This window comes from Microvirga sp. CF3016 (assembly GCF_036314085.1).
GTDB lineage: Bacteria > Pseudomonadota > Alphaproteobacteria > Rhizobiales > Beijerinckiaceae > Microvirga.
Map to the genome: position 1 here is coordinate 88,171 of NZ_JAYGGM010000012.1, position 19,965 is coordinate 108,135.

19 protein-coding genes are annotated in these 19,965 nt (G+C 61.3%); 15 read left to right on the plus strand and 4 right to left on the minus strand.

What is annotated here, in order from left to right:
- The first annotated feature begins 8 nt into the window (after positions 1–8).
- Both VB672_RS18125 and VB672_RS18130 read left to right on the plus strand, forming a co-directional pair.
- Positions 9–869 (plus strand): VOC family protein, encoded by an 861-nt coding sequence (locus VB672_RS18125; protein ID WP_329785605.1) that lies wholly within the window; start codon positions 9–11, stop codon positions 867–869.
- A gap of 54 nt (positions 870–923) precedes the next feature.
- Entirely contained in the window at positions 924–1,325 is a 402-nt protein-coding gene (locus VB672_RS18130; protein ID WP_162003241.1) for a DUF350 domain-containing protein, read from the plus strand.
- Positions 1,326–1,361: 36 nt separating this feature from the next.
- Here VB672_RS18130 and VB672_RS18135 read toward each other — a convergent pair whose 3' ends face one another.
- Positions 1,362–1,562 carry a transcriptional regulator gene (locus VB672_RS18135; RefSeq protein WP_329785606.1) on the minus strand — a complete coding sequence of 67 codons (201 nt, stop codon included), beginning with the start codon at positions 1,560–1,562 and terminating at the stop codon, positions 1,362–1,364.
- 336 nt (positions 1,563–1,898) lie between these two features.
- Here VB672_RS18135 and kdsA point away from each other — a divergent pair, with 336 nt between their 5' ends.
- Together kdsA and VB672_RS18145 are read left to right on the plus strand one after the other, a co-directional pair.
- On the plus strand, positions 1,899–2,747 hold the full coding sequence (kdsA, locus tag VB672_RS18140) for a 3-deoxy-8-phosphooctulonate synthase (protein WP_329785607.1): 849 nt from the start codon (positions 1,899–1,901) through the stop codon (positions 2,745–2,747).
- Positions 2,748–2,860: 113 nt separating this feature from the next.
- Positions 2,861–4,030 (plus strand): MFS transporter, encoded by a 1,170-nt coding sequence (locus VB672_RS18145; RefSeq protein WP_329785608.1) that lies wholly within the window; start codon positions 2,861–2,863, stop codon positions 4,028–4,030.
- Here VB672_RS18145 and queF read toward each other — a convergent pair.
- On the minus strand, positions 4,015–4,464 hold the full coding sequence (gene queF / locus VB672_RS18150) for a preQ(1) synthase (RefSeq protein WP_329785609.1): 450 nt from the start codon (positions 4,462–4,464) through the stop codon (positions 4,015–4,017). The two genes, VB672_RS18145 and queF, sit on opposite strands and share 16 nt — an antisense overlap.
- 147 nt (positions 4,465–4,611) lie before the next feature.
- Between queF and eno the strand changes: the two genes are divergently transcribed.
- The 9 genes from eno (at position 4,612) to lpdA (ending at position 15,595) form a co-directional block, all read left to right on the plus strand.
- Positions 4,612–5,895, plus strand: coding sequence for a phosphopyruvate hydratase (gene eno, locus VB672_RS18155; protein WP_329785610.1), 1,284 nt, complete (start codon positions 4,612–4,614; stop codon positions 5,893–5,895).
- Between the two features lie 212 nt (positions 5,896–6,107).
- On the plus strand, positions 6,108–8,642 hold the full coding sequence (locus VB672_RS18160; RefSeq protein WP_329785611.1) for a cadherin domain-containing protein: 2,535 nt from the start codon (positions 6,108–6,110) through the stop codon (positions 8,640–8,642).
- A 180-nt stretch (positions 8,643–8,822) separates the two neighbouring features.
- Positions 8,823–9,137, plus strand: a complete 315-nt coding sequence (locus tag VB672_RS18165) for an FtsB family cell division protein (protein WP_329785612.1) — start codon at positions 8,823–8,825, stop codon at positions 9,135–9,137.
- Positions 9,138–9,363: 226 nt separating this feature from the next.
- Positions 9,364–10,371, plus strand: coding sequence for a pyruvate dehydrogenase (acetyl-transferring) E1 component subunit alpha (gene pdhA, locus VB672_RS18170; RefSeq protein ID WP_329785706.1), 1,008 nt, complete (start codon positions 9,364–9,366; stop codon positions 10,369–10,371).
- A gap of 63 nt (positions 10,372–10,434) precedes the next feature.
- Positions 10,435–11,889 carry a pyruvate dehydrogenase complex E1 component subunit beta gene (locus VB672_RS18175; RefSeq protein WP_329785613.1) on the plus strand — a complete coding sequence of 485 codons (1,455 nt, stop codon included), beginning with the start codon at positions 10,435–10,437 and terminating at the stop codon, positions 11,887–11,889.
- Positions 11,890–11,893: 4 nt separating this feature from the next.
- Complete coding sequence (locus VB672_RS18180; RefSeq protein WP_329785614.1) at positions 11,894–12,190, plus strand: DUF5076 domain-containing protein; 297 nt, start codon at positions 11,894–11,896, stop codon at positions 12,188–12,190.
- Between the two features lie 86 nt (positions 12,191–12,276).
- Complete coding sequence (locus tag VB672_RS18185; RefSeq protein ID WP_329785615.1) at positions 12,277–13,704, plus strand: pyruvate dehydrogenase complex dihydrolipoamide acetyltransferase; 1,428 nt, start codon at positions 12,277–12,279, stop codon at positions 13,702–13,704.
- A gap of 57 nt (positions 13,705–13,761) precedes the next feature.
- Positions 13,762–14,151 (plus strand): tautomerase family protein, encoded by a 390-nt coding sequence (locus tag VB672_RS18190; RefSeq protein WP_329785616.1) that lies wholly within the window; start codon positions 13,762–13,764, stop codon positions 14,149–14,151.
- 4 nt (positions 14,152–14,155) lie between these two features.
- Positions 14,156–15,595 carry a dihydrolipoyl dehydrogenase gene (lpdA, locus tag VB672_RS18195; RefSeq protein ID WP_329785617.1) on the plus strand — a complete coding sequence of 480 codons (1,440 nt, stop codon included), beginning with the start codon at positions 14,156–14,158 and terminating at the stop codon, positions 15,593–15,595.
- Between the two features lie 123 nt (positions 15,596–15,718).
- Here the strand turns inward: lpdA and VB672_RS18200 are convergent, their stop codons facing one another.
- On the minus strand, positions 15,719–16,636 hold the full coding sequence (locus VB672_RS18200; protein ID WP_329785618.1) for a DMT family transporter: 918 nt from the start codon (positions 16,634–16,636) through the stop codon (positions 15,719–15,721).
- A gap of 156 nt (positions 16,637–16,792) precedes the next feature.
- Here VB672_RS18200 and VB672_RS18205 point away from each other — a divergent pair, with 156 nt between their 5' ends.
- Both VB672_RS18205 and VB672_RS18210 read left to right on the plus strand, forming a co-directional pair.
- Positions 16,793–18,151 (plus strand): aminotransferase-like domain-containing protein, encoded by a 1,359-nt coding sequence (locus VB672_RS18205; protein WP_329785707.1) that lies wholly within the window; start codon positions 16,793–16,795, stop codon positions 18,149–18,151.
- An 83-nt stretch (positions 18,152–18,234) separates the two neighbouring features.
- Complete coding sequence (locus VB672_RS18210) at positions 18,235–18,690, plus strand: GFA family protein (protein WP_329785619.1); 456 nt, start codon at positions 18,235–18,237, stop codon at positions 18,688–18,690.
- A gap of 14 nt (positions 18,691–18,704) precedes the next feature.
- Here VB672_RS18210 and VB672_RS18215 read toward each other — a convergent pair whose 3' ends face one another.
- A complete protein-coding gene (locus VB672_RS18215) occupies positions 18,705–19,547 on the minus strand; it encodes a calcium-binding protein (RefSeq protein ID WP_329785620.1) in 843 nt (280 codons plus the stop codon).
- Positions 19,548–19,965 lie beyond the last annotated feature (418 nt).

A 19,965-nucleotide genomic window follows, 5' to 3' on the forward strand; every position in this document is an offset into this window, starting at 1 on the left:
AAGTGCCGATGACCCACCGGATCGACCATCTCGTTGTTGCCGTTCATGACCTCGATCAAGCCGCGAGCTTCTATCAGCGTCTCGGCTTCCAGGTCGGTGCGCGCAACCGCCACCCCTGGGGCACCGAGAATCGGATCGTCCAATTGCCAGGCTCCTTCATCGAGCTAATCAGTGTGGGCGAGGGGGCGGCCATCTCACCCCATCAGGCGAGCGCCTTCAGTTTTGGGGCCTTCGTCCAAGACTACCTGAAGGACCGCGAAGGTCTGGCCATGCTGGCGCTCGACAGCCAGGATGCGAAGGCTGATGCCGTGCTCTTTGCGGAGAGGGGCATTGGATCCTTCGAGCCGTTCCATTTCGAGCGCACGGGGCGCCGGCCCGACGGAAGCGAGACCAAGGTCGCGTTCACCCTGGCTTTTGCCTCGGCCGAGCATTCCAAGGCGGGTTTCTTTGTCAGCCAGCATCATTACCCGGAGAATTTCTGGAATCCGGAATTCCAGCGCCACGACAACAAGGTGACGCAGATTGCATCTGTGACCCTTGTGGCATCGGACTTGGAGCGGCTGCGGGCCTTCCTGACGGCGTTCACTGGCGTGCAGCCGGCAAGCCCGAACGGGGACGACCTATCCTTCCAACTAGGCGAGAGCCGCATCGATGTCCTCACACCCGACGATGCGGCCGAAATCTACGGCTCCATCGAGGCCGAGCTCGATCGACCGTCCTTTGTGGCCTTTGCGGTGCGGGTCGGGGATATTCAGCGTCAGGCGCAGTGGCTCGATTCGGCTGAAATCCCTTATCAGCACATCGGCAGCAGGCTCATCGTGCCGGCCAGCGCCGCCTTCGGGGTCGCAATCGCCTTCGAGCCAACGTAATATTAACCATAGCCCCATATCAATTGGTACATTGAATCGTATGGGGGATTGACTGTGGCTTCATCTCTGGCGGGCTTGCCCGACTTTCTGATCTTCTTCGTTCTCGCCGTCGCCTTGGTCGGCCTTTATCTTGCGATCTACACGCTTGCGACCATGCACAACGAGTTTGCCCTGATCCGCGAGAACGTGATTTCAGCGGCAACCGCGCTCGGCTTCAGCCTCGTCGGGTTCGCCCTTCCGCTTGCAAGCGCCATCGTCCACGCCCAGACAATCGTCGATTGTCTCGTCTGGGGTCTGGTGGCACTGGCGGTACAGATCATCGTATATTGGCTGGTCCGGATCGTGATGCCGAACCTATCGCAGCGCATTGCCGGTGGCGAAATGGCGGCAGCCCTGTTCCTCGGCGCCGCTTCGCTCGCTGCCGGCATCATCAACGCAGCCGCGATGACGTTCTGACAATATGCTGGAGCCGACGAGACAAATGGAATCCGCTCAGACAGCCGCTTCAACCATTCGGGCGAACTGAAGCGCTTCTGCGCGCATGGCCGAGGGCACCAGCATCGGATTCTTGTGCCGGATGGCGTAGAGCATGGCGATCCGCTCGATTGCCCTGAGATAAAGATCCGGAATCTCGTTCTCACCCCATTCGAACGACTGGTAGTCGCGCAGGTTCAGCTCAATTTCGTGAGCCATTCTGCTTTGCGTAAAGCCGAGAGCCGTCCTGAGAGCCACAAGCTCGTGCATCTTGCTATGTTCGGACATTAGAGCGCCCCCCATGCGCTGCCCAATGAAGACTGGTCCCGTTCAGAAGTGCTTGCAGGTAATAATTCTCAATCTTCTCATGCAGATAGCATTTTGTTTTAGAATTGACCTAAAGTAAACCGGCCTTTCCTTAGTTACGGTGCCCTTCGAGACCTTTGGTTAAGAAACTTTCATAGTGATAACCGCTAGCGGTCCTGCCCAACCTTCCCCGAAGGAGCAAGCGCAGAGCCGCTTTGCTTGCGGCCTCAGAAGGTCTAGAGACGGTGCATGACCAATACCAAACAGCATCCTGCCATCGTCGAAGCCGGCTCTGTCCGCTTCGGCAATCACCTGCCGCTCAGCATTATCGCCGGGCCTTGTGCCATGGAAAGCCGCGATCACGCGCTCGAAATGGCTGCCGCGCTCAAGGAGATCACCGGAAAACTGGGCCTCGGCCTCGTATACAAGTCGTCCTTTGACAAGGCGAACCGGACCTCGATCTCCAGCGCCCGCGGCATCGGGCTGGACAGGGCGCTTACCATCTTCGCCGAGGTCAAGGAGAAGCACGGACTGCCGGTGATCACCGATGTGCACGAAAAGGACCAATGCGCTCCGGTGGGAGAGGTGGTCGACATCCTGCAGATCCCTGCCTTCCTTTGCCGCCAGACCGATCTCCTGGTCGCCGCTGCCAAAACCGGTCGTGTGGTCAACATAAAGAAAGGCCAGTTCCTGGCACCTTGGGACATGGCGAATGTCGTAGCCAAGGTGACGGCCGCCGGCAATCCTAACGTCATGCTCACTGAGCGCGGCGCGTCGTTCGGATACAACACGCTCGTCTCAGACATGCGCTCCCTGCCGATCATGGCCGAGACGGGTGCTCCGGTGATCTTCGACGCTACCCACTCGGTCCAGCAGCCTGGCGGAATGGGCACGACCTCGGGCGGCCAGCGGGAATTCGTGCCGGTGCTGGCCCGCGCCGCCGTGGCGGTCGGCGTAGCCGGCGTCTTCATCGAAACCCATCAGGACCCGGACAAGGCTCCGTCCGACGGCCCCAATATGGTGCCGTTGAAGGAACTGGAAGGCTTGCTGACGCAATTGAAGGCGTTCGACGCGCTTGCCAAGGGCAGGGCGTCCTAAGGTCTTTCCATGATTTTTCATGAGGGCAGGTCTGCATTCCTGCTCCTCGCGCTGCGATAAGGCCGTGATAAGGAGCCAGTGCTCTTTTCACGGCCTCAATCGTTTAGGATGCCATGTCGTCCCGCAACCTAATCCTGATCCTCGCCACCAGCGGCTTCGCGAGTACGTTCTCCGGACGTGCCGTCGAACCGATGGTCGGGATCATCGCCCGGGATCTTGGCTCAACCGCGCAAACGATCGCGCTCCTTTCGGCAGCCTTCGCACTGCCCTATGCCTTCATCCAGCCGGTGTTGGGGCCCATCGGCGATGCGCTCGGCAAGGAACGGGTAATGAAGGTGGCGCTGGCGCTCCTGTTCCTGGCTCTGGCCTGCTCCATCTTCGCCCCCAACGCCGCGACTCTCTTCACGCTCCGCATCATTGCCGGTGCAGCGGCGGGCGGAGCGGTGCCGCTCTCCATCGCGCTGATCGGCGACCGGGTCGAGATGGCCCAGCGCCAGATTGCGCTTAGCCGCTATCTGGTGGCGGTCATCGTCGGCCAGTTGGCTGGATCGTCCTTCGCGGGGCTTTTGGCGGAGCTGATCGGTTGGCGCGGCGTCTTCGCGCTCTCCACGGCTATGGTGGCCCTCGCCTTCGCGGCCACGGCGATCGGCTTCCGGGGTGCACTGCCGGGCGGCAGGTTCGATCTGCAGAGTGCACTTCTGCGATACCGCGACATCCTCTCCAATCCGCGGGCGCTGACGCTGTTCAGCCTCGTCTTCGTCGAGGCCATCGCGATCTTCGGCATCTTTCCCTATGTGGCGCCGCTGCTGGAGGAGCGGGGCGGGGGAGGCGCCGCGGAAGCCGGCTTCGCCATTGGCGGCTTCGCCATCGGAGGCTTGATCTATTCCGCTCTCGTGACCTGGATGCTGAGGCGGCTCGGCATCGGCAGGATCCTCCTGGGGGGCGGCTTCTTCGCCGGGGCTGCCCTCGTCGTTCTGGGGCTTGGCGGCGACTGGAGGCTCGATGCCGTTGCACTCCTGCTCATGGGCCTGGGCTTCTATATGCTCCACAACACCTTCCAGGCCCAGGTGACGGAGGTGGCGCCCGGCGCGCGCGCCTCTGCGGTCGCGCTCCATGCCTTCTCGTTCTTCTGCGGCCAGGCCCTCGGCGTGGTCCTGATGGGCTTCGGCCTCCGGACGATCGGACTGACCGGGGCGACGGGAATTGCCGCCCTCATCATCGTCGGGGTCGGCCTGACCGCATCGTTCCTCCTGACGAAGCCCTTCGGTCAGCGGGCGCGATAGGGTGCCACGCCCTGGTCGGGCAGCCACAGATTCTTCGGCAACTCGCCAGTCTGCCAGAACACGTCGATGGGGATGCCCCCACGCGGATACCAATACCCGCCGATCCGCAGGTAGCGGGGCTCCAGCAGATCCGCGAGGCGCTTGCCGATGGCGACCGTGCAATCCTCATGGAAGGCGCCGTGATTGCGGAAGCTGTGCATGTAGAGCTTCAGCGACTTGGATTCGACGAGAAACGGACCCGGCACGTAGTCGATCACCAGAATGGCGAAATCCGGCTGGCCCGTGACGGGGCAGAGGGAGGTGAATTCCGGCACGGTGAAGCGCGCCAGGTAATCGGTGTCCGGATGGGGATTGGGCACGCGGTCGAGCTGCGCCTCCTCGGGGGATTGAGGCAGGGCGCTCGCGTGGCCGAGCTGGAGGGTGGTTTCCGTCATGTGGAATTGACCTTGGATTGCTAATGGGAAAGCTCTTGCCGTCCTTGCCCACATGGTCATTTCGGTCAATAAGCCAATTCATGACTTGAGGCCGCACCCGTCCGACGGGCTGCGCCGGCCGCACTTCAGCCAGCAGGAGCCTGCTCAATGACAGCGATTATCGACGTTTTCGCCCGCCAGATCCTCGACAGCCGTGGCAATCCCACGGTCGAGGTGGATGTGACCCTCGAAGACGGCTCCATGGGCCGCGCCGCCGTTCCCTCCGGTGCTTCCACAGGTGCCCACGAGGCGGTGGAGCTGCGCGACGGCGACAAATCGATCTATCTCGGCAAGGGCGTGAACAAGGCCATCGATGCCGTCAACAACGAGATCCTGGACGCCATCGGCGGCATGGATGCGGAGGAGCAGGTCGCCATCGACGAGACCATGATCGAGCTCGATGGAACGCCGAACAAGGCACGCCTCGGCGCCAATGCCATCCTCGGCGTTTCGCTGGCCGTCGCCAAGGCCGCCGCCGATGCGGCGGCTCTGCCCCTTTACCGCTATGTCGGCGGCACGCAGGCCCGTGTTCTGCCGGTCCCGATGATGAACATCATCAACGGCGGCGCCCATGCGGACAACCCGATCGATTTCCAGGAATTCATGATCTTGCCGGTCGGCGCGCCGACCCTGGCCGAGGCCGTGCGCATGGGCGCCGAGGTGTTCCACACCCTGAAAAAAGCCCTGAAAGATGCCGGCCACAACACCAATGTGGGCGACGAGGGCGGCTTCGCTCCCAACCTGCCCTCCGCCGAGGCAGCCCTTGACTTCATCATGAAGTCCATCGAGCAGGCCGGCTACAAGCCGGGCCAGGACATCGTGCTCGGCCTCGACTGCGCGGCGACCGAGTTCTTCAAGGACGGCGCGTACCATTATGAAGGCACCGGCCAGAAGCTGAACCCGCAGCAGCAGGCCGAATATCTTGCGAAGCTCGTCTCCTCCTATCCCATCGCCACCATCGAGGACGGCATGTCAGAGGACGATTGGGAGGGCTGGAAGGCTGTGACCGACCTGATCGGCTCCAAGTGCCAGCTCGTTGGCGACGATCTCTTCGTCACCAACGTGAGCCGGCTCTCCGACGGCATCAAGAGGGGGGTCGCCAACTCGCTCCTGGTGAAGGTGAATCAGATCGGCTCGCTCACCGAGACGCTCGCCGCCGTCGACATGGCCCATCGCGCCGGCTACACCGCAGTCATGTCCCACCGCTCCGGCGAGACGGAGGATTCCACCATCGCGGACCTCGCCGTGGCCACCAATTGCGGGCAGATCAAGACCGGCTCGCTCGCCCGCTCGGACCGGACGGCCAAATACAACCAGCTCATCCGGATCGAGGAGGAGCTGGGTCCGCAGGCACAATATGCGGGCCGGGCGGCCCTGAAGGCGTTGCGCTAAGGCGGCTGCGACGAACGAGAGTTCGCAAAAGCATTGTCGAGAGAAGGGGGCTCCGGCCCCCTTTTTGCGTTCTCAGGCCTGGAGGCGTCGAGGAGCTAGTATTCGCAATATTTTAACGTTACCTATACTGTGTTAATGAGGGCAGGGGATTGGACGCCCGTCCTCTTGGGCAGGTGCCTTCGTAGGTAATTTACAGATAATTGAGGGGATTTATGTCGACAACCATTGATCAGCCATCCGATGCTTTTCCAATCGGCAACCTTGACGGAGACGCCGTCCAGACCGTCGTCCAACAACCCGTTTTCATCGACAAGGACGGTGATGCCACGATCGAGGCCACAGGCCCGTTGATCTCTCTCGCTGTCGATAACAGCTTGGCCGGCGAAGCAAGCGACGAGCTAGGTATCGACGCGGGCCGTGGACACATCACGTTGTCCGGAGCCCTTGAATCGGGCGTCCAAATCTTCTGCGACGGAACGTTGATCGGCACCGTCTCGACGCTGGATGAAACCCTCATGATCGTCGATTTCGAGCCGGACGTCACCACGGCCCAGGTCGAGGAGCTTATCCACTGCCTGACTTACACCAATTCCTCAGATTCCACGGCGATCTTCGAACGCACGATTTCCATTACCGTCAGTTCCAGCGACGATATGTATATTGCCGACACGACGGTGCGCGTGGCGCCCGCTTCGGTCGTGTTCCTGGAGGAGGGCGTCGAGACTAGGACGGGCACGTCGGGCGACGATACATTCGCGCTCTCGTCGAACGCCCTCGATGCGGGAGATTCCCTCGACGGTGACGACGGTGACGATACGTTGCAGCTCGTCGGCACAGGAGGCGAATTCGATTTCGGATTGCTCGCGGAACTGAAGAACATCGAGGCCATCGTGGGCCGAACCGGGGTCGACACCATCCGGCTCACAACGCAGCAAGTGTCCAGTGTCACGGCAATTGATGGTGGGACGGGTTCCGACCCGGACGCAGAGTATGACAGCCTCATCATGACCGGCGGCTCTGTCGATCTTTCCGGCAAGACCATCACGAATATCGAGCTCATCGGGCTCCATTTGGCTGCCGGCAGTGTCGTGACGTTTGACGAAAAGGATTTGGCCCTCAAGACTTTCACCTATCAAACTGGACTTAAACTCGTCCTCACCGGGGACTCGTTCACCGACGAAGAACGGGAGCAACTTCATGTCCAAGGATTCAAGATCGTTGAGGACAGCACGGGGGAGGATATCGATGAAGCGCCGCAAATCTCGGGACTGAACGGCGACCGTCTCTATGCCGTGCCGTTCAAGCCGGTGTTCCTGGACCATGGGCGGAATGCCGTTCTCTCCGATGACAGCCCCTCCCTCCGGGGCCTGTCAGTTGAGGTCATCGACGGTGCCTACCCGTTCGATCACATAGAGATAGACACAACCGGCACGGTCAAGCTGCAGGACAACACCATCCTCGTCAATGGTGTAGAGATTGGCTTCATCATTGACGATTTTGGACCTAAATTGATTGCCTCGTTCTACCCGGAAACGACGCCTGCCTTGGTCCAGGAACTTGTCCGCTCCTTGATTTACGTCAACCGCGGCGAGGTGGTCGGAGGGCGCGAAATCAGACTGACGTTAGAAGACAGCGCCGGCAACACGACAGAATCCACCGTCACGCTTCTTCCTGACGAGAAGCCGACGCAGGTCAAGCTCACGGGATCCTCCGTGGCCGAGCTGGCCACGAGTGGACAGCTGGTCGGCACCCTGTCGGCCCTCGATGCCAATCCCGACGACACGTTTACCTACAGCCTGACGGAGGACGCCGGAGGACGCTTCAAGCTCGATGCTTCCGGCACGAAGATCGTCGTTGCCGATGGATCCAGGATCGACTTCGAGCAAGCAAGAACGCACACCATTGTGGTGCGCGCGACGGACAAGGCCGGTCACTTCAAGGACCAGACCTTTATGATCGATGTACTGGACATCGCGGAGGCGCCAACTCAGGTGAATCTGAGCGGATCCTCTGTCGCCGAGCTTGCCGCGAGCGGCGAGCTGGTCGGCATATTGTCGGCCGTTGATCCCAATCCGGGCGACACCGTTACCTATAGCCTGACGGACGATGCCGGAGGGCTTTTCAAGCTCGATGCTTCCGGCACGAAGGTGGTCGTTGCCGACGGCATCAAGATCGACTTCGAGCAGGCGAGGATGCACACCGTTACCGTGCGCGCCACGGACAAGGCCGGTCATTTCAAGGATCAGACCTTCTCAATTGCCATTCAGGACATTTCCCCGGAGGTGACCGCCGGGACCGCTGGAAACGACAAGATCGTCGGTGGCGGCGGCAAGGACCGTTTGGGCGGAGATCTCGGCACCGACACGCTCAACGGAGGCTTTGGAAGCGACACCTTGAACGGCGGGAAGGGCAATGACGTCTTCGTGTTCGATGCAAAGCTGGCCAAGACAAACAAGCTGAACAAGCAGCAAAATCTCGACAAGATCATCGATTTCTCGGTCAATGATGACACCATTCATCTGGCGAAAGCGGTTTTCACGACAGTCGCCAAGAAGGGCATGCTCGCGAAGAGTGCCTTCTATGCCGGCTCGGCCGCGCATGATGCAAGCGACCGGATCGTCTACAACAAGAAGACGGGTGCGCTGCTCTATGATCGGGACGGAAACGGGTCCAAGGAGGCGATCCAGTTCGCCACCTTGTCCAAGGACCTGAACAAGCTTTCGGCGAGCGACTTCTTCGTGTTCTGATCAGTCGTCCATCCATGCCGAGCCGGCAAGCATGGACGGATATCCCGTCGCATCCGTGAACTCTGTTGCATCCTGGCACGAACTGCCAGGACCTGAGGCTGAATGACGGACCCAGATCCGGCAAAGGCGCCACCCTGCCTTCAACACCTCCTTAACCATGCCGCTGTAAGACTCACCGGCATGGTAATCCGCAAACGCGCACGACGATTTCTGATTCCGCTGGTGCTCTACAGCATCTCGGCGGCTGTTGCGGCCTATTTCGTGCACCACGCCCATAGCGGTGCACGCGGCATCGAGGCCCAACAGAAGTATGAGGCGCAGGTTGCCGAACTTTCCGCCGAGCTCGATGGTTTAAAGACCCAGCGCTCCGATTGGGAGCGTCGTATCGCGCTGCTTCGGAGCGATCAGATCGACCGCGATCTGCTCGAGGAGAGAGCACGCGTAATGTTAGGACGTGTGCATAAGAACGACCTCGTGATCATCACAGGGCCATAATTAACAATAACTTAAAAGTTCTGCTTAACTTAATTTCAGTTAATTGCCAATTGGGCAATTACTCCAAAGACTTGCGCGTTTCATTGTGCAGCGCAAAACGCCTTTTGGCCCACTCGATTTCCGATTCCGACTGCGCTACAACTTTCGTCGAGGAAACCCTTCGGAGGACCCGATGGCTGTTGCTGCCCGCAAGGCGGGCCGTGCCGGTGTAGGCGCGGCTAACAAGATGACTACCAGCAAAGGCTCCAAGAGCGGAGCTGCTCCCAACTCTCCACAATTCGACAAGAACCAGGACCTGTCAGCTTATAACGATATGCTTCTGATCCGGCGCTTCGAGGAGAAGTCCGGCCAGATGTACGGCATGGGGCTGATCGGCGGTTTCTGCCACCTCTATATCGGCCAGGAGGCCGTCGTCGTCGGCATGCAGATGGCGACGAGAGAGGGCGACCAGGTGATCACCGGCTATCGCGATCACGGTCATATGCTCGCCTGCGGCATGGACGCGAAAGGCGTCATGGCCGAATTGACAGGACGCCGCGGCGGCCTGTCGAAAGGCAAGGGCGGCTCCATGCACATGTTCTCCAAGGAGAAGCATTTCTATGGCGGCCACGGCATCGTCGGTGCTCAGGTGTCGCTCGGCACCGGCATCGCTTTCGCGAACCATTATCGCGAGAACGGCAATGTCTGCCTGACTTATTTCGGCGACGGCGCGGCCAACCAGGGCCAGGTCTATGAGAGCTTCAACATGGCGGCGCTCTGGAAGCTGCCGGTCGTCTACGTGATCGAGAACAACCGCTACGCCATGGGGACCGCTGTGACCCGCGCTTCCGCCCAGACGGACTTTTCCAAGCGCGGCCTGTCATTCGGCATCCCCGGCGAGCAGGTGGACGGCATGGATGTCCGGGCGGTCTATGCCGCCGGTCAGCGCGCTATCGAATATGCCCGCTCCGGCAAAGGGCCGTACATCCTCGAGATGCAGACCTACCGCTATCGCGGCCACTCCATGTCCGACCCGGCGAAGTACCGGACGAAGGACGAAGTGACCCGCATGCGCGAGGAGTACGATCCGATCGAGCAGGTGCGCCGCCGTCTGCTGGAGAGCTGGAAGCTGTCGGAAGACGAGCTGAAGGCCATCGACAGCAAGGTGCGCGAGATCGTCAACGAGGCGGCCGAGTTCGCCACGCACGATCCGGAGCCCGATCCGTCCGAGCTCTACACGGATATCCTCCTCTAAGCGGCGCGTTGGCGCCGTCTTTCCCCGAATCTCGCCGCTGCCACAATCAAAACGAGTCTTTTAATGGCGATCGATATTCTCATGCCTGCCCTCTCGCCGACCATGGAGCAGGGCAAACTGGCCAAATGGCTGAAAAAAGAAGGCGATCAGGTCAAGCCGGGCGATGTGCTGGCCGAGATCGAGACCGACAAGGCGACCATGGAGGTCGAGGCGATCGACGAGGGCGTCCTCGCGAAGATCCTGGTCTCCGACGGCACCGACAACGTGGCCGTCAACACCCCGATCGCGATCCTCGCCGGCGAGGGTGAGGATGTGTCCGCCGCCGCCGCCTCGTCCGCCAAGGCGCCGGCTGCTCCGAAGCCGGACGGTCAACCCGCCCCGACACCCGACATGGAGCGGGAAGGCATGGCAGACAGGCCGTCGCCCGACTCGATTCCGGGCACGGATGCTAAGCCGGTGGCGGAGCCCGCAGCCCCTTACGTGATCCAGACGCGCACCGCCCATGATGCCATGGCGGAAATCCCGGAAGGCACCGAAATGGTCTCCATGACCGTTCGCGAAGCCCTCCGCGATGCCATGGCCGAGGAGATGCGCAAGGACGATAAGGTCTTCGTCATGGGCGAGGAAGTGGCCGAGTACCAGGGCGCCTACAAGGTGACGCAAGGATTGCTGCAGGAATTCGGCGCCAAGCGCGTGATCGACACGCCGATCACCGAGCATGGCTTCGCCGGCGTCGGCGTCGGTGCTGCCTTCACGGGCCTGCGCCCCGTCGTCGAGTTCATGACCTTCAACTTCGCCATGCAGGCGATCGACCAGATCATCAACTCGGCGGCCAAGACCCTCTACATGTCCGGCGGTCAGCTCGGCGCCCCCATCGTGTTCCGCGGCCCGAACGGCGCGGCCGCCCGCGTGGGTGCGCAGCACAGCCAGGATTTCGCGGCCTGGTACTCCCAAATCCCAGGCCTCAAGGTCGTGTCGCCCTACACCGCGTCCGACGCGAAGGGCCTGCTCAAGAGCGCCATCCGCGATGCGAACCCGGTCGTGTTCCTGGAGAACGAGATCCTCTACGGCCAGTCCTTCCCCGTGCCGAAGCTCGATGACTTCACGGTGCCGATCGGAAAGGCGCGCATCCATCGCCAGGGTAAGGACGTCACCATCGTGTCCTTCTCCATCGGCATGACCTATGCGCTCAAGGCCGCCGAGGAGCTGGCAAAGGAAGGCATCGAGGCCGAGGTCATCGACCTGCGCACGATCCGCCCGATGGACACGGACACCATCGTGGCCTCTGTCATGAAGACGGGCCGCTGCGTCACGGTGGAAGAAGGCTACCCGCAATCGGGCGTCGGTGCCGAGATCGCTGTGCGCATCATGGAGAACGCGTTCGATTACCTCGATGCGCCCGTGATCCGCGTGACCGGCAAGGACGTGCCGATGCCTTACGCGGCCAATCTCGAGAAGCTCGCGCTTCCCTCAGTGGCCGAAGTGGTGCAAGCGGCGAAGGCCGTTTGCTACAGGTGACATCATGACTGAACGGAAATTCGAAGCCCTTAACGTTCCGCCTGACGTGCTCGAAAAGGGTGGCGTCGAGATCCTGAGGGCTTCGGTGGTCGATGGGGCGGTCAGCATCGCGCTGCGCCGCGCCTTCGACGATCCGTTCACCTGGGGCGTGCTCCTGGTGGATCTCGCCCGTCACGCCGCGCGCGTCTACGCCATGGAAACGGAGTTCTCCGAGGAGGAGGCTCTGGCCGAGATCACGGCCGGTATCCAGGCCGAGCTGGACGATCCGTCGGATCCGGGCTCGACGCAGGCCATCAACTGATCATTCTCTGGAAAAGTGGAAACCGGTTTCTCCGATCAGAGAATGCGACCATAAGCAATTAACTTCAGATCAGGATCCCAAACGCCATGCCCATCAATATCCTGATGCCCGCCCTGTCCCCCACCATGGAAAAGGGCAACCTTGCCAAGTGGCTGAAGAAGGAAGGCGACACCGTCAAATCCGGCGACGTGATCGCCGAGATCGAGACTGACAAGGCCACCATGGAAGTCGAAGCCGTCGACGAGGGCATTCTCGCCAAGATCGTCGTTCCGGAAGGCACCGCCGACGTGCCCGTCAATCAGCTCATCGCCCTGATCGCCGGCGAGGGCGAGGATCCGAAGAGCGTCTCCGCTCCTGCTTCCGGCGGGGCCGCTCCGGCGCCTGCGCCCAAGGCCGAGGCAGCGCCGGCTCCAGCTGCTCCCGAGGCTGCGCCTCAACCTCAGGCTAACGCCATCCCAGGAGACGCTTCAGCTCACATGTCCTATGCCCGCGTCGACCAGGCTCCGGCCGGTCCGGCGCAGGCTGCCAAGCCGAACGGGGCAGGGCAGTCAACGGGCAACCGGGTCTTCGCCTCGCCGCTCGCCAAGCGCATCGCAAAGGACGCCGGCATCGACATCGCATCCGTCCAAGGCTCCGGTCCACATGGCCGTATCGTCGAGAAGGACGTTCGCGCTGCTCTCCAGGGTGGTGGTGCAAAGCCTGCGGCCGCCCCGGCTGCAGCGGCCGCTCCTGCGCCGGCCGCGAAGCCTGCGGCACCGCAACTCGCGCCGAGCATGGGCGCCGATCAGGTCAAGGCGATGTTCGAGGCCGGCTCCTACGAGGAGGTGCCCCTCGACGGCATGCGCAAGACCATCGCCAAGCGCCTCGTCGAGTCGAAGCAGACGGTGCCGCACTTCTACCTGTCGCTCGATTGCGAGCTCGACGCGCTCATGGCGCTTCGCGAGCAGATCAACGCAGCAGCCGGCAAGGACAAGGACGGCAAGCCTGCCTACAAGCTCTCGGTTAACGACTTCGTCATCAAGGCGCTCGCCATTGCGCTCCAGCGTGTGCCGGCCGCCAATGCAGTCTGGGCTGAAGATCGCATCCTGAAGATGAAGCATTCGGACGTGGGCGTGGCTGTCGCGATCGAGGGCGGCCTGTTCACGCCGGTCGTGCGCAAGGCTGAAGCCAAGACGCTCACCGCCATCTCGGCCGAGGTGAAGGACATGGCGGGCCGCGCCCGCAACCGCCGCCTGAAGCCGGAGGAATACACCGGCGGCTCTACGGCCGTGTCGAACCTCGGCATGTACGGCATCAAGGACTTCCAGGCCGTGATCAACCCGCCTCATGGCACGATCCTGGCGGTCGGCGCCGGCGAGAGCCGGGTGGTGGTGAAGAACGGCGCTCCCGCGGTCGTCCAGGCCATGACCGTGACGCTCTCCTGCGACCACCGCGTGGTCGACGGAGCGCTCGGCGCGGAACTTCTGGCAGCCTTCAAGCAGCTCATCGAAAACCCGATGGGGATGCTGGTCTAATCGACATCATGGCCGGGCTCGTCCCGGCCATTCATTGTTGGCCCATAGGGAGGCTTCATGCCGCTCATCCGCATCTCTCTCAAAAAGGGCAAATCCTCCGCCGATCGCAAGGCCTTGGCAGACGGGGTTTATCTTGCTCTGCGTGAGACCTTCAACGTTCCCGAGGACGACCTCTTCGTCACCATCAGCGAGCACGAGGACGACAACTTCTTCTACGGTGCAAGCTATCTCGGCATCGAGCGAAGCGACGATCTCGTCATCATCCAGCTGACCGTCAGCAACACGCGGACGATCGAACAGAAGAAGGCGCTCTTCAAGCGGATTGTCGAGCGGCTGAGCGATAACCCGGGTCTCCGCCCTGAGGATGTGTTCATCAACCTGATCGAAGTCGAAAAGGAAAACTGGTCCTTCGGTCACGGCATCGCGCAGTACGCGCAAGGGAATTAGCACTATGGCAAACCAGTACGACATCATCGTCATCGGCGGCGGGCCAGGGGGCTATGTGGCTGCGATCCGCGCGGCGCAGCTCGGCTTCAAGACCGCTGTCGTGGAGCGCGAGCATCTCGGCGGCATCTGCCTCAACTGGGGCTGTATCCCGACCAAGGCTCTGCTGCGCTCGGCCGAGATCTATCACTACATGGAGCATGCCAAGGATTACGGTCTCTCGGCACAGGGCATCGGCTTCGACGCGGCCGCCATCGTCAACCGTTCGCGCGGCGTCTCGGGTCGCCTCAACGGTGGCGTCGGCATGCTGCTCAAGAAGAACAAGGTCGACGTGATCTGGGGCGAGGCCGCGATCTCGAAGGTCGGCGAGGTGGTGGTCACGGCGCCCAAGAAGCCGGCCATGCAGCCGCAAAACCCGACGCCGAAGGGCGTGCTGGAGCCCGGCACGTACCAGGCTAAGAACATCATCGTCGCCACCGGGGCGCGTCCGCGCGCGCTGCCCGGGATCGAGCCGGACGGCAAGCTGATCTGGACCTATTTCGAAGCCATGGTGCCGCCTTCCATGCCGAAATCGCTCATCGTGATGGGCTCCGGCGCCATCGGCATCGAATTCGCCTCCTTCTACCGCACCATGGGCGTTGACGTGACCGTGGTCGAGGTGATGCCGCAGATCCTGCCGGTCGAGGATGCGGAGATCGCGGCCCTTGCCCGCAAGCGCTTCGAGAAGCAGGGCATGAAAATTCTCTCGGGCGCCACGGTCACGAAGGTCGAGAAGGGCGCGAACACCATCACGGCCACCATCGACGACGGCAAGGGCGGCACGCAGACGATCACCGCCGAGCGGATGATCTCGGCGGTCGGCGTCGTCGGCAACATCGAAAATCTCGGTCTTGAGAAGCTCGGGGTGAAGATCGATCGCGGGATTGTCGTCACGGACGGCGTCGGGCGCACCAACGTGCCCGGCGTCTATGCCATCGGCGATGTCGCTGGCCCGCCGATGCTGGCGCACAAGGCGGAGCATGAGGGAGTGATCTGCGTCGAGACCATCAAGGGACTGCACGCGCACGCCATGGACAAGGCCAAGATCCCGGGCTGCACCTATTGCAACCCGCAGATCGCCTCCGTCGGCCTCACTGAAGCCAAGGCGAAGGAGCAGGGCTACGACATCCGCGTCGGCCGCTTCCCGTTCATCGGCAACGGCAAGGCGATCGCGCTCGGCGAACCTGATGGCCTCGTGAAGACGATCTTCGACAAGAAGACCGGCCAGCTTCTCGGCGCTCATATGGTCGGCGCGGAAGTGACCGAGCTGATCCAGGGCTTCGTGATTGCCATGAACCTTGAGACCACGGAGGAGGACCTGATCCACGCCGTCTTCCCGCATCCGACGCTGTCCGAGACCATGCACGAGAGCGTCATGGACGCGTATGATCGCGTGATTCATATTTGAGGAACGCCGCCGCCTCCGCAGCATCATGGGAAGCTAAGGTGAAATAAGCGAGTTAGGGGTGGCAATGGCCGTGGAGAACCCGGCCCTTGTCCCTTGAACGGCCATCATCTGGCATCCGCAGATTCACGAACGGATGGTCACTTCGCCCTGCGGGATGCGTGCGATGCCCGCGCCTTCTGCTTTCGCGAAACGCTTGGCGCCCACGACACATCCGATGACGGCAAGCGTGACGACGATCATCGACCACCCGACCGTCTCGTGCAGAAGAAGCGCGGCCCAGAAGAGGCCGAAGAAGGGCTGCAGCAACTGTAACTGCCCCACGCCCGCGATGCCCCCCAAAGCGAGCCCCCGGTACCAAAAGACGAAGCCGATGAGCATGGAGAACAGAGAGACATAGGCCAAGCCCAGCCAAGCAGGCAATCCCACGCCGCTCAATGACGAAGGCCAGGTCAGGAGGGTCAGGGGTGCCGTCACGGGCAGGGAAAGAACGAGCGCCCAGGAAATCACCTGCCAGCCGCCGATCCGCCTCGACAGCGTCGCCCCCTCAGCATAGCCGAGCCCACACAGCAGGATCGCCCCCAGCATCAGGAGATCTCCGACCGGTGATGCCGAGAAGCCCTGAAGGAGCGCGAATCCAGCCACTAGGCATCCTCCGAGCCCTGAGAAGATCCAAAAGGCCCGCTGCGGCCGCTCGCCCCCACGCAGCACCCCGAAGATCGCGGTGGTGAGAGGCAGGAGGCCGACGAACACGATGGAGTGAGCCGCGGTGACATGCCGGAGCGCCAGGGCGGTCAAGAGTGGAAAGCCGATGACGACGCCTAGCGAGACGATCGCCAGGGCAGGGAGATCGTTGCGGTCGGGGCGCTTCTGCCGCAGGACGAGAAGCAGAGCCGCTCCGAGCAATCCGGCGAGACAGGCGCGGACCAGCGTCAGGAACAGAGGATCGAGATCGGCCACGGCCAAACGTGTTGCCGGCAGCGAGCCGCTGAAGATCAGCACGCCCACAAACCCGCTGATCCACCCCTGCTTCGTCCGGTCCATGGTTCCGCGCCTCCCACCTGGACACTTCTCGACCAATCGGGATGGCTTTTCCAGAGACGGTACAATACAGTTTAGCCGAACCGTCATGGTAGACGAGGCAGTACAGTGGACGATCTTCGATCCTATCGCTCGCCCGGGACGTTGGTGGCGCACGTGATGCAAGCGATCCGTGCGCAGATCGCCAGCCGATCGCTGGCTCCCGGATCAAAGCTCCCGTCGATCCGCTCCGTTGCCGCGAACATGCGGGTGTCCAAGTCCACGGTCGTCGAAGCCTATGATCGCCTGGCGGCGGAAGGCGTCATCCGATCCCGGCCGGGTTCCGGCTTCTACTGCGCGGCACCGCTCGCCCCTCTGTCGCTCGCGGAACTTGCGCCACGCCTCGATCGTGCCGTCGACCCCTTCTGGGTCTCCCGGCAGTCGCTCGAGGCAGCGCCGGCAATGTTGAAACCCGGCTGTGGCTGGCTTCCGACCGAGTGGATGCCCGAGGAGGAGATTCGCCGCGCTCTTCGCCATCTTGCGCGGACCCCGGAGCAGCCGAAACTCACGGATTACGGGACGCCGCTTGGCCTTCCGCCATTGCGCCAGTTCCTGTCGCGGCGCATGGCGGAGCAGGGAGCTCATGCCGGTCCTGATCAGATTTTGCTCACCGAGTCAGGCACGCAGGCGATCGACCTCGTGTGCCGGCTCCTGCTTCAGCCAGGTGATACAGTGCTGGTCGATGACCCTTGCTATTTCAATTTCCTGGCCCTGCTGCGCGCCCATCAAGCGAAGATCGTCGGTGTCCCCTTTACGCCGGAGGGACCTGACCTCAAGCAATTCGCGTTGGCGCTTAACGAGCACCGACCGCGCCTCTACGTGACCAATTCCGGCCTTCATAACCCGACCGGTGCATCCCTCAAGGCTTCGGCGGCCCACAGGATCCTGAAGCTTGCCGAGGCCCACGGCGTGATCATCGTCGAGGACGATATCTTTGCCGATTTCGAGATAGAGCCGGCGCCACGTTTGGCGGCTCTCGATGGTCTCGAGCACGTGGTGCGGATCGGGAGCTTCTCCAAGACGCTCTCGGCCTCGTTTCGCTGCGGTTATGTTGCGGGGCGACCGGACTGGATCGACAAGCTGACCGACCTGAGGATTGCGACGGGCTTTGCAAGCAGCCCTCTGTCACAGGAACTCATCCTCAATGTCCTTGGCAGCAGCAGCTACCGCAAATACCTCGACGCGCTGCGCATCCGCCTTGCCAGGGCCAGGGCACAGACCGTCCCTCACTTGCGGGCGCTCGGAATCGAGCCCTGGCTCGAACCCGATGCCGGAATGCTCCTCTGGTGCCGCCTGCCGGATCACTTGGACGCCGCCGATGTGGCGCGCCGCGCCCTGCATGAAGAGGTGGTGCTCGCGCCCGGCAACGTCTTCAGTCCCTCGCAGATGGCCGGGAATTTCATGCGTTTCAACGTGGCTCAGTGCGTGGATGAGCGCGTGTTCAAGGTGCTCGACAGAGCGATGAACGGAGCAGCCTGAAGGCTCGTCGGTAAGCGCAGGAACGTTGACCGGCGCCTCCAATTCGCATCAGACTTGCCACACAGCAGAGCAGGGAGGTCGTTATGGCGGATGGCAGTGGGATCCATGAGGGACAATGCCGGTGCGGCCAGGTGAAATTTAGCGTCAGCGGCACGCCCGTCGTCACCATGGCCTGTCACTGCAAGGGGTGCCAGCGCATGACCGCGAGCGCCTTTTCGTTGAGCGCTCTGTATCCGAGCGACAGGTTCGAAATTCTGCAGGGCGAGCCGGTGATCGGCGGGTTGCATGGCCCGACGCGTCATTTTTTCTGCCCGCATTGCATGAGTTGGCTCTTCACACGGCCTGAGGGCATGGACGAGTTCGTCAATGTCCGCTCGACCATGCTGGAGAACCCGGGCCGGCTCGCCCCCTTCATCGAGACGTATACCAGCGAGAAGCTGCCCTGGGCTACGACGCCCGCCGTGCACAGCTTCGAAAAGCTGCCGCCAGTGGATCGCTATCCGGAACTGGCGGCAGAGTTTGCTCAAAGAACCTTATAGAGGTGGATGGAAGCTTAGACGATGAAGAAATCCTTCTCCGTGATCGAGAGGTTCTTCGAAAGCTTCGCAATCGTTCGCTGAGAGGCCGAACCGGTACCATCGGGATCATAGTAGAGATAACCGGTGTCATCGTTGTAGATGATCCGATCACTTCTATCGTGGGCTGAATCCCCACTCCAGAAAGCACTGGATTTCAGACGCCCCAGAGCGCCAGCCTTGGTGAAAACGTCTTTCTCCAAGTGGACGCTGTCGTACTTCACAGAGAAATCGGTGATCGTATCGGTATTGGACTTGGTCGGAGTGGTGTCAAAAACAAACTTGTCCGATCCACTCCCTCCCGAGAGAGTGTCCTTACCCAATCCGCCGAAGAGATGGTCGTTGCCGGACGAACCTTTTACCGTGTCGTTTCCACGCCCGCCGTACAGCAGGTCGTGATCTCTTCCGCCATCAATGTGATCATTGCCGCCATAGCCCTTGATCCAATCGCGTCCGTCTTGGCCGAGGAGGCGGTCACGACCGATATTTCCTAGCAACCAATCGTTGCCGGATCCTCCATCGATTGTTACCGCTCCGTAGTAAAAGCGAGGCGAGGTCAGATCGACGATGTCGTTCCCAGAGCCGCTATTGATCAGCGTCACGTTGATCAGGCGCGGGGTGTCAGTGTTCGATGTGTCCAAATAGATCAGATCCGCGTCTGCCGTACCGTTTAGGGTATAAACGTTGTTGGCATCACCCCAAGTATCCAAACTTGCAATGCCCTGCACCTGGAATGGTGTTCCGGACGTCGGATCACCAGGAGTTCCTGTATCTACGAATGTGTCGACCTTGAACGTCCCGATCCAACTTAGCTGATTCATGACTACTAACCTCAGCAGATGAGCTTAGCCCCGCCTGTGTTCCCATCGTTATGCTGGAGACGCTGCGAAGTTTGCGCCCCGCTTTTCTATAAAGTCCCATGAAAATAACTTCATTGCATACAAATCAAATGGGCATACCCCAAAAGGTCTGCTCTAACCGTCAATAATGACAAGGTCCGTAGTTCCAAAAAGCACTTTCGATAAAGACGAATTTTAACATGGCTTCGTTTTTGCGATGCAATATAAAGACTTCTGCCCAAGCGAGAATAAACGTTTGTATTTGGAGTTTATTCCCGAATTTGCGGGACTTTTATTGGCTAGCCCGAACGCATCACGGTAGTCCCACTTTGCGCAGTTCGGTACATTGTCACCAAAGGGCATGCTGGCATCGACCATCTGACTGGTCGCTCCAACTTTG

Coding starts and splice junctions, on each gene's coding strand:
- VB672_RS18160 (WP_329785611.1), top strand. CDS start 6,108: ATGTCGACAACCATTGATCAGCCATCCGATGCTTTTCCAATCGGCAAC.
- VB672_RS18175 (WP_329785613.1), top strand. CDS start 10,435: ATGGCGATCGATATTCTCATGCCTGCCCTCTCGCCGACCATGGAGCAG.
- VB672_RS18135 (WP_329785606.1), bottom strand. CDS start 1,562: ATGGCTCACGAAATTGAGCTGAACCTGCGCGACTACCAGTCGTTCGAA.
- VB672_RS18215 (WP_329785620.1), bottom strand. CDS start 19,547: ATGAATCAGCTAAGTTGGATCGGGACGTTCAAGGTCGACACATTCGTA.
- eno (WP_329785610.1), top strand. CDS start 4,612: ATGACAGCGATTATCGACGTTTTCGCCCGCCAGATCCTCGACAGCCGT.
- VB672_RS18210 (WP_329785619.1), top strand. CDS start 18,235: ATGGCGGATGGCAGTGGGATCCATGAGGGACAATGCCGGTGCGGCCAG.
- VB672_RS18190 (WP_329785616.1), top strand. CDS start 13,762: ATGCCGCTCATCCGCATCTCTCTCAAAAAGGGCAAATCCTCCGCCGAT.
- VB672_RS18205 (WP_329785707.1), top strand. CDS start 16,793: ATGCAAGCGATCCGTGCGCAGATCGCCAGCCGATCGCTGGCTCCCGGA.
- VB672_RS18165 (WP_329785612.1), top strand. CDS start 8,823: ATGGTAATCCGCAAACGCGCACGACGATTTCTGATTCCGCTGGTGCTC.
- queF (WP_329785609.1), bottom strand. CDS start 4,464: ATGACGGAAACCACCCTCCAGCTCGGCCACGCGAGCGCCCTGCCTCAA.
- VB672_RS18200 (WP_329785618.1), bottom strand. CDS start 16,636: ATGGACCGGACGAAGCAGGGGTGGATCAGCGGGTTTGTGGGCGTGCTG.
- VB672_RS18125 (WP_329785605.1), top strand. CDS start 9: ATGACCCACCGGATCGACCATCTCGTTGTTGCCGTTCATGACCTCGAT.
- VB672_RS18180 (WP_329785614.1), top strand. CDS start 11,894: ATGACTGAACGGAAATTCGAAGCCCTTAACGTTCCGCCTGACGTGCTC.
- kdsA (WP_329785607.1), top strand. CDS start 1,899: ATGACCAATACCAAACAGCATCCTGCCATCGTCGAAGCCGGCTCTGTC.
- VB672_RS18145 (WP_329785608.1), top strand. CDS start 2,861: ATGTCGTCCCGCAACCTAATCCTGATCCTCGCCACCAGCGGCTTCGCG.
- pdhA (WP_329785706.1), top strand. CDS start 9,364: ATGACTACCAGCAAAGGCTCCAAGAGCGGAGCTGCTCCCAACTCTCCA.
- lpdA (WP_329785617.1), top strand. CDS start 14,156: ATGGCAAACCAGTACGACATCATCGTCATCGGCGGCGGGCCAGGGGGC.
- VB672_RS18185 (WP_329785615.1), top strand. CDS start 12,277: ATGCCCATCAATATCCTGATGCCCGCCCTGTCCCCCACCATGGAAAAG.